The organism is Curtobacterium pusillum (assembly GCF_013359865.1).
Lineage (GTDB): Bacteria > Actinomycetota > Actinomycetes > Actinomycetales > Microbacteriaceae > Curtobacterium > Curtobacterium pusillum.
This window is the reverse complement of record NZ_JABMCE010000045.1, coordinates 1-14,083: the sequence shown is the minus strand read 5'-3', so window position 1 is coordinate 14,083 and position 14,083 is coordinate 1. Positions and strand designations below refer to the sequence as shown.

Genomic DNA, 14,083 nt, shown 5'->3' with positions numbered 1-14,083 from the left:
GGTGCCCGCGCAACAGGCCGGACTTCTCAGATACGACGTATTCGCGAGCCGAATCTGAGAAGCCTGAGTGTTCCGCCCCCTGCTTTATCTCATGAGCGTGTTACGTTGGCGCCATGTCCGACACCACCACCGTCGTCACGCCGGCCACCACCGCCACGCCGGCACCGCTCCGCGAAGTCGGTGCCCTGATCCGGGGCGCCCGCAAGGGCCGCAGCATGACCCAGGCCCAGCTCGCCGAACGCGTCGGCACCAGCCAGAGCGCGATCAACCGCATCGAGCAGGGCGGGCAGAACCTGTCCCTCGAGATGCTCACCCGCATCAGCGACGCGCTCGACCAGCAGATCGTCTCGATCGGCGGCGCACCGCAGCGAGCCCACCTCCGTGTGCAGGGCGGCCGGAAGCTCAGCGGCTCCATCGCCGTGAACTCGAGCAAGAACGCCGCCGTCGCGCTCCTCTGCGCCTCGCTCCTCAACCGCGGCGTCACGCGCCTGCACCGGGTGGCCCGCATCGTCGAGGTCGACCGCATCATCGACGTGCTCCGCAGCCTCGGCGCGACCGTCGCGTGGTCGGACGACGGCGAGGTCCTGGAGATCGTCGCACCGTCCGACCTGCGCCTCGACGCGATCGACGCGGACGCGGCCCGCCGCACCCGCAGCGTCCTCATGTTCCTCGGTCCGCTCAGCGGCCGGTACGAGTCCTTCCGCCTGCCGTACGCCGGCGGCTGCGACCTCGGTACGCGCACGGTCGAGCCGCACCTGATCGCGCTCCGCCCCTTCGGCGTCGACGTCGAGGCGACCTCCGGCTGGTACGAGGTCGACGTGGCGAACACCGATGTCCCGACGAAGTCGATCGTCCTCACCGAGCGCGGCGACACCGTGACCGAGAACGCGATCCTCGCCGCCGCGGCCCGGGACGGCGAGACCGTGATCCGCAACGCCAGCCCCAACTACATGGTGCAGGACCTCTGCTTCTTCCTCGAGCTGCTCGGGGTGCGCGTCGAGGGCATCGGCACGACGACCCTCCGCATCACGGGCAAGAGCCGCATCGACGAGGTCGTGGACTACTGGCCGAGCGAGGACCCGGTGGAGGCGATGAGCCTGCTCACCGCGGGCATCGTCACCGAGTCGACACTCACGGTCACGCGGGCACCGATCGAGTTCCTCGAGATCGAGCTCGCCACCCTCGCCGAGATGGGCCTGCGGTTCGACGTCTCCGAGGAGTACGCCGCCGCGAACGGCCGCACGCGTCTGGTCGACATCACGGTGCACCCGTCCGACCTGCACGCCCCGATCGACAAGATCCACGCGATGCCCTTCCCCGGGCTCAACATCGACAACCTGCCGTTCTTCGTGGTCATCGCCGCGATGGCCGAGGGCACCACGCTCGTCCACGACTGGGTGTACGAGGGCCGGGCGATCCACCTGCTCGACCTCACCCGCCTCGGCGCGAGCGTCACACTCCGCGACCCGCACCGTCTCGACGTCACCGGCCCGACCCACTTCTCGGGAGCCGAGGTGAGCTGCCCGCCGGCGCTCCGTCCCGCGGTCGTGATCCTGCTGGCGATGCTGGCGGCGAAGGGCGAGAGCGTCCTCCGCAACGTCGGGATCATCGCCCGCGGCTACGAGCAGCTGCAGGAACGCCTCAACTCCCTCGGCGCCTCCATCGAGACGTTCCACGACTGACCCGCCGCGGCACTCGTTCGTCGAGCGCGTGGCAGAGTCGAGACGTGATCGACGCGGGCACCATCACCTGGACGCTCGTCGGGGTCGCCGCCCTGGTCGCCCTCGCCACCACCGTGCTGCTGCTCTCGCGGGCTCCGTCGCCGTGGGCACCGGCGCTCGCGGTCCTGCGCGGGACCGTCCAGCTGGCGCTCATCAGCCTCGTCCTGAGCGGCGTCATCCGGGACCCGCTGTGGATCGCGGCTGCCCTCGTGGTGATGTTCGGCGTCGCGACCACGACAGCGGCACGGCGGCTCGGCACGCTGCGGTCGCGGTTCGTCCCCGTGGTGCTCGCCATGGCCGCGGGGGTCGTCGGCGCCCTCGGCGTCGTCTTCCTGACCGGTGCGATCGCGTTCACCCCGCGGTACGTCCTCGCCGTCGGCGGGATCGTGATCGGCAACGCGATGACGAGCGCGACGCTCTCCGGACGCCGCTTCGTCGAACTCGTCGACGACCGCTGGGAGGACGTCGAGGGGTGGCTCGCGCTCGGGGCGACGCCCCGGCAGTCGACCGCGGAGCTCGTTCGGCGAGCGATCCACGCGGCCATGGTCCCGAGCACCGACCAGACCCGGACGACGGGACTCGTCACCCTGCCGGGCGCGTTCGTCGGGGCGATCTTCGGCGGGATCTCCCCGCTCGAGGCCGGTCGTTTCCAGATCGTCGTCCTGGCGGCGATCATCGCGGCAGGCGCCCTCGTCGCGACCTCGTTGACGCGCATGCTCGCGCCGGTGCGGACCCGCCCGGCCCCGGCGGTCTGACGCCGACGCGTCGGACGGGAGGCGCGGTTCGGGCCCGTCCCGCGCCTCCCGCCCGCTCGCGGTCGCGACCGACCACCGCACCGACGCGAGCGCTGTCAGCGCCCGACGCGTTGACTGTGGTGTCGGTCGAGGAGAAGGAGCGCGCGTGCTGGGACCTGAACTGGTGGTCGTGCTCGGTCTCGCCATCGCGCTGACGTCGGGCATCGCCGACCGGATCCGCGTCGCACCGCCCGTCCTCCTGCTGCTGTTCGGTGCTGCACTCGCGCTCGTGCCGGAGTTCACCCACGTGCAGCTCCCCGCCGACGCCGTCCTGCTGCTCTTCCTGCCGGCGCTGCTCTACTGGGAGAGCCTCACCACGTCGCTCCGGGAGATCCGGAAGAACCTCCGCGGCATCGTCCTGATGGGCACCCTGCTCGTCGTGGTCACCGCGGGCGCCGTCGCGGTCCTCCTCCACCTGCTCGGGATGCCGTGGGGGCCGGCCTGGGTGCTCGGAGCCGCCGTGGCGCCGACGGACGCGACCGCCGTGGGCGTGCTCACGAAGATGCTGCCCCGCCGGAACGTCACGGTGCTGCGTGCCGAGAGCCTCGTGAACGACGGGACCACGCTCGTGGTCTACGGCATCGCCGTCGCGGTCACGGTCGGCACCGAGGAGCTGACGGTCTGGGGCGTCTCCGCCATGCTGGCGCTCTCGTACCTCGGCGGGGTCGCGGCGGGCCTCGTCGCCGCGTGGCTCGGCACGCTGGTCCTGCGGCGCGTGGACACCGTCGTGCTCGAGAACCTCGTGACGCTCCTCGTGCCGTTCGTCGCCTTCCTCGCCGCGGAGGCGATCGGCGCGTCCGGGGTCCTCGCCGTGGTGGCCGCCGGGATCGTCGTGAGCCAGGTCGGACCGAAGCTGGACCGCGCCGAGACCCGGCAGCAGGTCCGCGCGTTCTGGTCGTTCCTGACGTTCCTGCTCAACGGCGCGCTGTTCGTGCTGGTCGGCATCGAGGCGATGGTCGCCGCCCGGGCGCTCGAGCCGGCCGAACTCCTCCGCGCCACCGGCGTGATCGCCGCGGTCGCCGTCGCACTCGTGCTGGTGCGCTTCGCGTTCCTCTACGTCGCGGGCGGGAGCGTGTGGTTGGTCACCCGTCGGACCGGTGGGACACCGCGCGAGGGGCACCGGGACCGACTCGTCAGCGGCTTCGCCGGGTTCCGCGGGGCGGTGTCGCTGGCCATGGCCGTCGCCGTGCCGCGGACGCTGGAGTCGGGATCCGCGTTCCCCGACCGCGACGTCATCGTGTTCGTGACCGCCGGGGTGGTCGTGGTCACGATCGTCGGCCAGGCGCTCGTGCTCCCGGCCGTCCTGCGCCGTGCCGCACTGCCCGAGGACGAGTCCGTCGGCGAGGAGCGCCGCTACGCCGAACGGACCGCCATCGAGGAGGCGCTCGACGCACTCCCCCGCCTGGCCCGCTCCACCGGCGCGGACCGGGCCACGGTGGAGCGCTTGCGCAAGGAGTACGAGGCGCACCTCGACGTCATCCAGGCGCGCGAGGAGGAGGACGACGACCATCCGGCGCTCCAACGCCACGACACGGCCGTCGCGCTCGAGCTCGCACTGGTCCGGCACAAGGCCGCCACGCTCCTGCGGCTCCGTGACGCGGACGAGATCGACGACCTCGTGCTGCGTCAGGTGCGGTCCGGGTACGACGCGGAGGAAGCGCGGCTCAACGGTTCGACGCCGGCCTGAGCGAGCAGCCGTCGGCCGATCCGGTCGGCTCGGGATCAGCGCACGGAGGCGCGCCCGACGCTGTGCGAGGCGCCCGGTGTCGCCCACACGCGGCCGTCGGCACCGAAGGCGAGCACGTCCACGCCGCCGTCACTCGTGATCCGGCGCAGGTCGTCCTCGTCTCCGGCGACGACGGCGGTGGCGAGCACGTCGGCCGTCACGATGTCGTCCGCGATGACGGTCGCCTGGACGAAGGTCGGGGCGGCCCGTCGCCAGATGTGCTCGCCGCGTTCCGCCGTCCCCGAGGTCGCGACCGCGCGACGGGGCGCGTCCAGCCGGATGACCCCGACGATCGTGTCCCGACGCGACGGGTCGACCACGCCGACGCTCCACGGTTCGTCGTCGCGGAGGTGTCCGCGGGCGAGGACGTCGCCGCCGGCGCTGATCATCCAGTCATCGGCGACGGCGTCGAGCACGACCCCCGCGTCCCGGATCGCGAGGGCCTTCACGACACCGGAGAGGTCGATGACGCCGTCCGGGCGGTGCGGGGTGAACGCGCCGCCGGTCCGCTCCCGCCAGTCGAGCGCGAGGGAGTAGACGTCGCGCACCTCCTCGGGGGCGTCGGCGAGGCGGAGCGCCCCGGCGGCGACCCGGCTGAGGACCGACGACGGGTCGTACAGGCTGTACCGGTGGTCGTAGCCGGCGAACACGGCGCGCACCTCGGACGCGGCCTCCGGCGTCGCACCCCGCAGGCTCACGACGGTGCCCATCGTCTCGAACGTCAGGACGCTGCTCACAACCCGGCCTTGTCGATCGCGGACTGGAGCGACGTCGTGTAGCCCTCGCTCGTGAACGTCGCGCCGCTCACGGACTGGATCTGGGCGGACTGGGCCTGGAGCGCCTCCTGGCGGAGGATCGGCGCGGCCTGCTGACTGATCTGGATCGACCGGCCGTCGCTGTTCGTGAGCTGCAGCGCGGTGACGTCGGTGATCTTCCCGTTCGACACGGTGATCTGCACCTGCACGGGGCCGAAGCGCGTCTGGGTCGTGTCCCCGGCGAAGGTCCCCGACACGGTCGACCCGCTGCCGGAGGTGCCGCTCGAACCGGTGCTCGCACCACCGCTGGAGCCGGTGCTCGCACCGCCGCTGCTGTCGCTTCCCGACGCGCTGCTGCTGCCGCTCCCCGACGCGCTGCTGCTGCCGCTCCCGGACGCCGTGCCCTGCTGGGCCGTGATCGAGGGCTGCCCGCCGAGCTGCCAGCCGATGACCAGCACCGCCGCGGACGACACGATCCCGCCGACGATCACCCGCGCCCTCACGACTCGAACCTCTCCTGGTGGATGCGGTGTTCGGGGACACCGGCCAGCCGTGCTTCACGCACGACCAGGTCGGACCACGCCCGTGGCCCGCAGACGTACAGATCGGAGTCGAGCAGACGGGGGAACACGGACCGGAGGGTGACGCCGCGCCGGACGTCCTCCTCGGTCATCCAGCTCTCCCGGGACCATGCGCGGTGACCGACCATGGCGTAGAGCGTGCTGCCGGTCGACGCCGCGATGGCCGCGGTCTCGCGCCAGAGGTACTGGTGGTCGGCGTCCGCACCGCGCAGCAGCACGGTCGCCTCGCCCGGGCGGAGGTCGGTGTCCTCGAGCAGCGCGCGGACGGGCGTGACCCCGATGCCGGACGCCACGAGCGCGAGGTACGGCGCCGTACGGGCACGGGTGGTGAACAGTCCGTACGGGCCCTCCAAGGACACGAACGCACCGGGCCGGATGCGCCCGAGGCGGGCCGATCCCGCTCCGAGGTCCCGGACGGTGATCCGGGCCCGGTCGTGGCCGGGGACCGCGGAGAACGACACCGGGTGCGCGTGCCACCACGTCTTCGCCGTCCAGAACCGCCACACCCCGTACTGGCCGCCGCGGGCTCCGAGTCGGTCGAGGTCCCGTCCGGCGAGGTGGATCGAGACGACCCCCGGCGCGATCGGCTCGACGCCGACCACGCGGATCCGGTGCCGCAGCGTCACGACGATCGGCAGGGCGAACCGGTAGACGGCGATGAGGCCGAGCGCCACGACGTACAGGCCGATCCAGTACGCGCGCTGCCAGGTCCCGTGCGCGAGGGCGCTCCCGACGCTGAGCATGTGCGGCAGCGCCACGAGCACGGCGGCGTAGCTGAGCAGGTGGATCACGTGCCAGGCCTCGTAGGGCAGCCGACGGCGGACGGCGACCAGCGACGACACGACCACGGCGACGAAGAGGCCGAGTCCGAGGTAGGCGAGGGGCATGTCCGGGGTCGAGAACAGTGCGACCGTCTCGGCGACCGGACCCGTCCCCGCCGACGCGCCGTACCCGAGCGTCAGGAGCGCGCCGTGCGCGAGCAGCAGGTACAGCACCGGCTTGCCGAGCGACCGGTGCACCGCGATGGCGTTGTCCTGCCCGAAGGTGCGGTCGATGAGCGGGACACGGGCGGCGAGGACCAGCATCACGAGGACGAGGTCCGTCGCGACCAGACCGGCGACGATCCCCGCGTCCGTCAGCCAGCCGCCGATGCCGACGACCGTGTGCGACCCGGGCGAAGCGAGCCAGAGTGCGACCGCGACCGCTGCGGACGCCCATGCAGCGATGCCGAGGAGGTCGGTGGTGAGTGCACGGCGGCGTCCGGCTCGACCGCGTCGTCGCGCCGCGACGTCGAGCGGCTCCGGTGGTGGGGCGGCCGTTCGCAGCTGCGCGCGGTCGGCGGCTCTCGGGGTGGGGCGAGCGGTGTCGATCATCGTCTCGGTCCTCCAGCGTGTGATCGGGTGACACACAGCATCGGCACCGGGCCTATGCGGCAACCCGGAGCCGGCGGTTCCGTTCGTTCGAGACTTCGAGTGATCGGGACGGCGGTGTTCGTCGTCAGCGGGCGGGGAGCCGGACGACCGCCACGGCGCCACCGCCGGGGAGGTTCTCGAGGGTGGCCGTGCCCCCGGCCCGTTCGGCGATGCCGCGCACGAGGGCCAGGCCGAGTCCGCTGCCGCCGAGGACCGCTCGACGCGCGCTGTCGGCACGGGTGAACCGGTCGAACGCCTGCGGCAGGAACGTTTCCGGGACGCCGGGCCCGTCATCGACGACGCGCAGCTCGAGATCGTGCGCGCCGTCCTGAGCGAGGGCCACGCGGACCACGCCGCCGTCCTCGCCCGCGGCGATCGCGTTCGCGACGAGGTTGTCGACGATCCGGGCGAAGGCCGCCGGTTCGAGCGCGTACCGCTCGTCCGGCGCGTCCAGTCCCACCGTGAAGTCGATGTCCCGCGAGCCGGTGCCGCCCAGGGCGCGTGCACGGTCGATCGACCCCATGAGCTCGGTCACCAGCTCCGCGGTGGCCGTGGACGGCACCGGTCCCGCCTCGTCGAGTCGGCTGAGCTCGAGGAGGGTGTTCGCGAGTGCGACCAGGCGTGCGGCGTCGGCCTCCGCGGCGTCGAGCTCGCGTTCCAGTGCGACGGCGTCCCCGGACGCTCCGTGGGCGAGCTCGAGACGCGCGGTGAGCGCAGCGAGGGGGGTGCGGAGCTCGTGACTCGCGTCGGACACCATCCGTCGCTCCCGCTCGGCGTTCTCGCGCTGTCGGTCGATGAACGAGTTGAGCGTCCGCGCGAGCGCCGCCAGCTCGTCGTCCGACGTGCCGACCGGGAGGTGTCCCTCGGCCGTCCCGGAGCTGAGCGCCTCCGCCGTCCGGCGCATCCTGGCCACCGGGCGGAGCGCGAGCGTGGACAGCAACCAGGCCGCCGCCGCGAAGGCGGCCAGTGCGAGGACCGTGCCGATCACGAGCGACCGGTCGACCCGGGAGACCGTCTCCTGACCGGCTCGGCCGTCGTGAGCGGCCCACACGACGAAGGAGCCGTCGTGGTTGCGCACCGGGATCCCGACGACCGTCGCGACACGACGGTCGGTGTGCAGCCGGAGCGTGACCCCCTCGTCCGGCACCGACGACGGCAGGACGGCACGGACGTCGCGCGGAAGGGAATCGACGACCCAGCCCGTCGTGGACGACCGGATGCCCACCAGGACGTCCTCGGCCGGCCGGTCCGGCGGCTCGTCGGGGTTGTGCCGCAGGTCGGACACGAACGGCGCGGCGTCCCCGGACGCGAGCGACTGGTCGGTCGCGAGCGTGGCGCGCTCGATCTGCACGTGCAGCACCACGGCGACCCCGGTGAGCACGACCGCGCCGACGAGGAGGCTCCCGAGGGTGATCCGCGCCCGGATCGACAGCCGACGCAGGAACCTCACGACGCCGGCACGACCTCGAGCGCGTACCCGACACCGCGCACGGTCCGGATCACGACGTCGGCGTCCGCCGCCTGCAGCTTCTTCCGCACGTAGCTGACGTACTGGTCGACGATGGTCGGGTCGAAGTGCTCGGCGCTCCCCCAGACCTCCTCGAGCACCTCGGCACGTGTCCGCGCCGCCGGCGTGCCCTGGATGAGGTACCGCAGGAGCGAGAACTCCTTGACGCTGAGCGGGAGGTCCCGCCCCCGGACCGACGCTCGGACCGCCACGGTGTCGAGTCGCACCGTCCCCGCGGTCACGACCGTCGTCCCACCGGCCGCGCGTCGGCGGAGCTGCGCGCGCAGCCGTGCGTTGAGCTCCGCGATCGCGAACGGCTTCGTCAGGTAGTCGTCCGCACCCGAGTCCAGACCGAACACGCGGTCGTCGACGGCGTCCCGTGCGGTGATGAGGATCACCGGGAGGTCCTGACCCATCTCGCGGAGCCGACGGCAGACCTCGAACCCGCTCATCTCCGGCAGCATCACGTCGATCGCCGCGGCGTCGAACGGCTGCGACCGGGCCTGCACCAGCGCGGCGACGCCGTCCGTGACGACGGTCACCGCGTGCCCCTCACCGGTGAGGCCACGCTCGACGAGGTCCCCCATCGCGGGGTCGTCCTCGACCACCAGGATGGTCGCCACGTCACACCGACCCGCGACGGCCGGCGAGGTCGCGATCGTACGGCCCGGCGGGGTGCGGCGGGGTCGACGGAGCAGATCGGCGCATGGGACCAGCAAACCAGGCTCCGCGGAGAGTTCGTAGAGTCGAGGGGTGCCCGAACTCCCGCTCGATGCCCTGCACGTCCTCTCGGCCGTCGCCGACTCCGGGAGCGTCGCCGCGGCGTCCGCTCGGCTCGGCGTCAGCCCGCAGGCGGTGTCGGCGCGGGTGCGAGCCGTCGAGCGGCGGGTCGGGGTCAGGCTCTTCGACCGGACGACGTCGGGCATGAGCCCGACGGACGACGGCCGACGCGTCACGGCGTGGGCCGACGAGCTCCTCGCGGCGGCGGCGGTCTTCGCGGATCGCCTCGACTCGCTCACCCCCGGACCGGGGCGGCGGATCCGGGTCGCGGCGAGTCTGACGGTCGCCGAACACCTCGTCCCGTCGTGGATGGTCGAGTCGGCGGCGACCGGGGACGTCGTGGACCTCGCGGTGGTGAACTCTTCGGAGGTCGTCGAACGTGTCCGGAACGGCACCGTCGACCTGGGTTTCGTGGAGACGACGGACGTCCCGACGGACCTCGAGAGCCGGGTCGTCGCACGCGACGAGCTCGTCCTCGTCGTGCCGCCTGGACACGAGCTCGCTCGTACCGGCGGCGTCCGGCTCGCGGATCTCGCCGCGATGCCGCTCATCGCTCGCGAAGCCGGTTCGGGCACGCGGACCTCGTTCGAACGGCTCTGCGCGGAGCACGGCATCGCCCGGACGGCCCCTCCGCTGCACGTCGTCCCGACGTCCGCCGGGGTGCGGGCCGCCGTGATCGCCGGCACCGGCCCGGCGGTGCTGTCGGTCCTCGCCGTCCGGGATGACATCGCCCTGGGACGCGTGACGCAGGTGCGCGTCGAGGACGTCCGACTCGTGCGGCCGCTCAGCGCCGTCTGGCGCAGCGGCAGCACGCTGACCGGCCTCGCACGGGACTTCCTCGACGTGGCACTGCGGACGAGCGCCCCGGGACGCTGATAGTGGTTCGGAGGGTCAGAGCAGTCCGAACGCGGCCTGCGCGCCGAGGCTCGTCCCGGCGACGAGCACCCACAGCACGATCCCGAGCAGCATCGGCCGGAACCCCGCCCGCCGCAGCGCACCGAAGTCCGTCGACACCCCGATCGCCGCGAGCGCCACCGTGATCAGGAACGTCGCCGCCGTCGCGAACCCCGGAGCCGCCGCAGCCGGCACCACCCCGACAGTCCGGAGCAGCACCACCACGAGGAACCCGATCAGGAACCACGGCACCAACCGGAACACGCCCACGCCGCCGGCGCGACCCGGCCCGACTGCGGAGGCGAGCTGCTCACGGGACGCCCGCCGCGCCTCCAGACCGGCCAGCCCGACCACGATCGGGATGATCATCAACGTCCGGACCAGCTTCACGACCACGGCGGTGTCGGTCGCCTGGCGGCCGTACACCGTCGCCGTCGCGACCACCGACGACGTGTCGTTCACCGCGGTGCCCGCGAACACCCCGAACGCATGCTGGCTCAGCCCGAGCGCGTGGCCGACGAGGGGGAAGACGAACACGGCCGCGATGTTGCACAGGAAGATCGTCGACATCGCGTACGCGACGTCCGCGCTCACCGCACCGATCACCGGCGTGACGGCCGCGATCGCCGATGCCCCGCAGATGCCCGTGCCGACACCGATCAGCGTGCGGAGCGCGCCCGACACCCGCAACAGCCGGCCGATCCCCCACGCGGCGGTCAGGCACACCACCAGCGTGGTCAGCATCACCGGGAGGGTCTCCGCGCCGATCCGCAGCACGGACCGGATCGACAACTGCGCGCCGAGCAGCACGACCGCGACCTGCAGCACCCGGCTCGACGCGAACCTCACCCCGGGCTGCAACACGCCCAGACCCCCGGTCCCGCCGTCCCGCTGCCGACGGCGCCGCACCAGCCAGCCCACCACCGCACCCATCACGACGGCAGGGACCGGACCACCGACCACCGGGACCGCCATCCCGACCAGGGTGGCGACGAGACCGACCGCGACGGCGACCGCGACGCCAGGGACGGCGGACCGGAGGGACTGGGGATTCACGAACACGATGCGATCGTGCCGCACGGCTCGGTGGCGGCGCCAGCAGCCCGACGTTGCGGGGCCGCAACCTCAGCTTGCGGCCCCGCGTCGTCGTCCGGCGGACCGGTGTGCTCGCCCGTGCCGGTCAGCCGAGCTCGTCGTCGTCCGCGTCGTCCGCGTCGTCGCCGTCGAGCGGCACCGGCCGGTCGTCGTCGGGGAGCAGCTCCTCGTCGCCGTCGTCGGCCACGGGGAGGTCGTCCGGGTCGTGCACGGCGGGGGTCGGTTCGTAGTCGGTGTCCTGCGCCTCGCGGAATCCGTCGAGGGCGTCGTCGTCTCGTGGATCGCTCATGCCGTGACGCTATCCCGCGGACCCTCGTGCTGTCCGCGGGGGTGGCGCGACCGCCGCGGCGCAGCGGCCGCGACGGCCACGGCACCGGGGCAGTGGGCGCTACGCCGGTGCCTACCGCTTCAGGTTCGTCAGCTCCTGCAGCACTTCGTCCGACGTGGTGATGATGCGCGCGTTCGCCTGGAACCCGCGCTGGGCCACGATGAGGTTCGTGAACTCCTGCGACAGGTCGACGTTCGACATCTCGAGCGTGCCCGACGCGAGCTGCCCGACACCGGGCGACCCCGGCGCGCCGACGGACGCGTTGCCCGAGTTCGCCGTGGCGCGGTAGCCCGAGGCACCGGTCTTCTCGAGTCCGGCCGGGTTGGCGAAGGTCGCGAGCGCGATCCGGCCGATGGCGAGCGAGGCGCCGTTCGAGAACGTGCCGACGACGGTGCCGTCCTTCGAGATCGAGTAGCCCTGGAGCGACCCCGCCTCGTGCCCGTTCTGCGACGAGATCGACGCCGTGTCGAGCGACGCGAACCCGGTCAGCTGTGACATGTCGACCGCGATGCCGCCGACCGCGACGGAGCCGCCGCTCGTGAGTGCACCGTCGGCGCCGAACGTGAGCGACGTCGTCGCCGAGGTGCCCTGCCCGTCGGTCGCCGCGACGTCCCAGCCCGCGGCGGTGCGGGTGTAGGCGAGCGACATGGTGTGCTTGGCGCCCGAGGCGTCGTAGACGGTGGCGTCACGCGTGAGCGTCGTGCCGACCGCGGTCTCGGACGGCAGGTTCCCGGTGACGTCGGCCGTGCTGGTGCGGACGGCCGGCGCTGCGGCGTCGAGCGGCAGCACGATGTCCGACAGTGCGCCGTTCTCGTTGACGACGCCGTTCGTGGCCGGGTAGCCCTGGACGATCTTGCCGTCGGAGCTGACCAGGCGGCCGTCGGCGTCGAAGTCGAAGGCGCCGGCACGGGTGTACACGGTGTCGTTGCCGAGGCGGGTGACGAAGAAGCCGTCGCCCGAGATCATGAGGTCGGTGGCCTTGCCGGTGGCCTGGGCGGAGCCCTGCGCGAAGTTCGTCGAGACGCCCGCGACCTGCACGCCGAGGCCGATCTGCGCGGGGTTCGTGCCGCCGACGCCGGTCTGCGGCCCGCCGGCGCCCTGGGTCATCTGCGACAGGGTGTCCTGGAAGACCGTCGACGACGACTTGAAGCCGACCGTGTTGACGTTGGCGATGTTGTTGCCCGTGACGTCGAGCATCTCCTGGTGCGAACGGAGGCCGGAGATCCCGGAGTAGAGCGAGCGGAGCATGGTGCGTCCTTTCGTGGAACGACGACGAGGAAGAAGGAGGAGGAGGGGGTCAGGAGGAGGTGGTGGTGCTGATGCCGGAGATCACGTCGAGGTTGACCTCCTTCCCGTTCACGGTCACGGTCGGCACGCTCGCGGCGTACGACACCGCGGTCGCCGTCCCCGTGACGTCCTGGCCCGAGGTCGCGTCGGTGTAGCTGACCTGCTTCCCGACGAGGTTGGCGGCGGCGATCCGCATCTGCAGCGAGAAGTTCTCGTTCGCCGTCGTGGTCTGGTTGGTGATCTGCTCCATCATCGCGAGCTGCGTCTGCTGGCTGATCATGTCGTTGGTGTCCATCGGCGAGGACGGGTCCTGGTTCTGCAGCTGCGTGACGAGCAGCTTCATGAAGACGTCGGAGTCCATCGTCTGCGACCGCGAGCTGGACTGGTTCGCGGCGAGGGCGGCGGCCTGCGCGGCCTGGTCCACGGTGCCGGTGATGCCGTCGATCGGCATGGTCGTTCCCTTCGGTTGCGCTGGTGAGGCGGTCGTCGCTCAGGCGAGGACGTCGAGTCCGGCGGTGCGGACGGTGGGCGTGTGGGCGGTGCCGGGTGCGCGCGGGGCGGGGAGCGCCTCCAGGCCGGTGTCGACGAGCGGGACGGCCGGGGCGGACCGTTCGTCCGGCCCGGAGCGGCTGTCCGGGTGGTTCTGCGAGGACAGGTCGAGCGTCGTCGACAGCCCGGTGCCGGCCGCGTCGCGGCGGAGGTCCGGCAGGACCTGCCGCACGGCGTCGCGCCCCGCGTCGGAGGCGGCGAACAGCTCGACGTGCATCCCGTGCGTCGTGACGTGCGCGCGGACGGTGACCGGCCCGAGGGCGTCCGGCGTCACCTGGACGGTGACGACGTGCTCGCCCGGTCCGGCCTGCGCGAGCGTGAACACGGGACGGCTCAGCTGCTGCGCGAGGGGGGCGGGCGCGTTCGCGGTGGTCGCCCCCGACGTCGGCACCGGCGCGGCGGTGGGCGTCGCGGTCGGGAGAGCGAAGGGCGTCTCGCCGCCGCGCGGGGCGGTGACGGACTGGAGGCCCGGATCGCCCTGGCCGCTCGTCCCCCGGTCCGTCCCGTGGCCGGTCTGGGCGCTGCTTCCCCGGGTCGCGTCCGACGGCGTCGCGGCCGCGCCGGTGGTCGTCGCGACGACCGGGGCGGTCGGCGCGTGGTCGGGCCTCGCGGCCGGGGCGCGCTGGGCGGTGGTAGCTCCGACGGCGGCGCTGT

The 14,083-nt window shown here is 72.8% G+C and carries 14 protein-coding genes; 4 read left to right on the top strand and 10 right to left on the bottom strand.

The annotated features are described in order from the left end of the window. Positions 1-113 precede the first annotated feature (113 nt). The 3 genes from HP507_RS01735 to HP507_RS01725 all read left to right on the top strand — a co-directional run bounded on the left by HP507_RS01735 (position 114) and on the right by HP507_RS01725 (position 4,202). A complete protein-coding gene (locus HP507_RS01735) occupies positions 114-1,682 on the top strand; it encodes a helix-turn-helix domain-containing protein (RefSeq protein ID WP_175350154.1) in 1,569 nt (522 codons plus the stop codon). Between the two features lie 44 nt (positions 1,683-1,726). Then, positions 1,727-2,476: an ABC transporter permease gene (locus HP507_RS01730; RefSeq protein ID WP_175350153.1), complete on the top strand. Its 750-nt coding sequence runs from the start codon at positions 1,727-1,729 to the stop codon at positions 2,474-2,476. Positions 2,477-2,621: 145 nt separating this feature from the next. Continuing rightward, positions 2,622-4,202: a Na+/H+ antiporter gene (locus HP507_RS01725; protein ID WP_175350152.1), complete on the top strand. Its 1,581-nt coding sequence runs from the start codon at positions 2,622-2,624 to the stop codon at positions 4,200-4,202. A 35-nt stretch (positions 4,203-4,237) separates the two neighbouring features. Here the strand turns inward: HP507_RS01725 and HP507_RS01720 are convergent, their stop codons facing one another. From HP507_RS01720 to HP507_RS01700, 5 genes are all read right to left on the bottom strand, one after another. Next, a complete protein-coding gene (locus HP507_RS01720; RefSeq protein WP_271207025.1) occupies positions 4,238-4,978 on the bottom strand; it encodes an FAD:protein FMN transferase in 741 nt (246 codons plus the stop codon). Then, positions 4,975-5,499, bottom strand: a complete 525-nt coding sequence (locus HP507_RS01715) for an FMN-binding protein (protein WP_175350151.1) — start codon at positions 5,497-5,499, stop codon at positions 4,975-4,977. The genes HP507_RS01720 and HP507_RS01715 overlap by 4 nt, the downstream gene beginning before the upstream one ends. Beyond that, positions 5,496-6,950: a ferredoxin reductase family protein gene (locus HP507_RS01710; protein ID WP_175350150.1), complete on the bottom strand. Its 1,455-nt coding sequence runs from the start codon at positions 6,948-6,950 to the stop codon at positions 5,496-5,498. The genes HP507_RS01715 and HP507_RS01710 overlap by 4 nt, the downstream gene beginning before the upstream one ends. Positions 6,951-7,074: 124 nt before the next feature. After that, a complete protein-coding gene (locus tag HP507_RS01705) occupies positions 7,075-8,439 on the bottom strand; it encodes a sensor histidine kinase (protein WP_175350149.1) in 1,365 nt (454 codons plus the stop codon). After that, positions 8,436-9,119 carry a response regulator transcription factor gene (locus HP507_RS01700; RefSeq protein WP_175350148.1) on the bottom strand — a complete coding sequence of 228 codons (684 nt, stop codon included), beginning with the start codon at positions 9,117-9,119 and terminating at the stop codon, positions 8,436-8,438. The genes HP507_RS01705 and HP507_RS01700 overlap by 4 nt, the downstream gene beginning before the upstream one ends. 130 nt (positions 9,120-9,249) lie before the next feature. On the opposite strand from HP507_RS01700, the gene HP507_RS01695 reads away from it, so the two are divergent. After that, positions 9,250-10,152 (top strand): LysR family transcriptional regulator, encoded by a 903-nt coding sequence (locus HP507_RS01695; protein ID WP_175350147.1) that lies wholly within the window; start codon positions 9,250-9,252, stop codon positions 10,150-10,152. A 15-nt stretch (positions 10,153-10,167) separates the two neighbouring features. Here HP507_RS01695 and HP507_RS01690 read toward each other — a convergent pair whose 3' ends face one another. From HP507_RS01690 to HP507_RS01670, 5 genes are all read right to left on the bottom strand, one after another. Next, on the bottom strand, positions 10,168-11,232 hold the full coding sequence (locus tag HP507_RS01690; RefSeq protein WP_271207026.1) for a YeiH family protein: 1,065 nt from the start codon (positions 11,230-11,232) through the stop codon (positions 10,168-10,170). Between the two features lie 118 nt (positions 11,233-11,350). Further along, a complete protein-coding gene (locus tag HP507_RS01685) occupies positions 11,351-11,554 on the bottom strand; it encodes a hypothetical protein (protein WP_175350146.1) in 204 nt (67 codons plus the stop codon). Positions 11,555-11,665: 111 nt separating this feature from the next. Beyond that, positions 11,666-12,841, bottom strand: coding sequence for a flagellar hook protein FlgE (locus HP507_RS01680; protein ID WP_175350145.1), 1,176 nt, complete (start codon positions 12,839-12,841; stop codon positions 11,666-11,668). Between the two features lie 49 nt (positions 12,842-12,890). After that, positions 12,891-13,331 carry a flagellar hook assembly protein FlgD gene (locus HP507_RS01675; RefSeq protein ID WP_175350144.1) on the bottom strand — a complete coding sequence of 147 codons (441 nt, stop codon included), beginning with the start codon at positions 13,329-13,331 and terminating at the stop codon, positions 12,891-12,893. 39 nt (positions 13,332-13,370) lie between these two features. Then, positions 13,371-14,083, bottom strand: a 713-nt coding sequence (locus HP507_RS01670) for a flagellar hook-length control protein FliK (protein ID WP_175350143.1), incomplete at its 5' end; no start/stop codon positions are given.

Coding starts and splice junctions, on each gene's coding strand:
- HP507_RS01735 (WP_175350154.1), top strand. CDS start 114: ATGTCCGACACCACCACCGTCGTCACGCCGGCCACCACCGCCACGCCG.
- HP507_RS01710 (WP_175350150.1), bottom strand. CDS start 6,950: ATGATCGACACCGCTCGCCCCACCCCGAGAGCCGCCGACCGCGCGCAG.
- HP507_RS01685 (WP_175350146.1), bottom strand. CDS start 11,554: ATGAGCGATCCACGAGACGACGACGCCCTCGACGGATTCCGCGAGGCG.
- HP507_RS01675 (WP_175350144.1), bottom strand. CDS start 13,331: ATGCCGATCGACGGCATCACCGGCACCGTGGACCAGGCCGCGCAGGCC.
- HP507_RS01680 (WP_175350145.1), bottom strand. CDS start 12,841: ATGCTCCGCTCGCTCTACTCCGGGATCTCCGGCCTCCGTTCGCACCAG.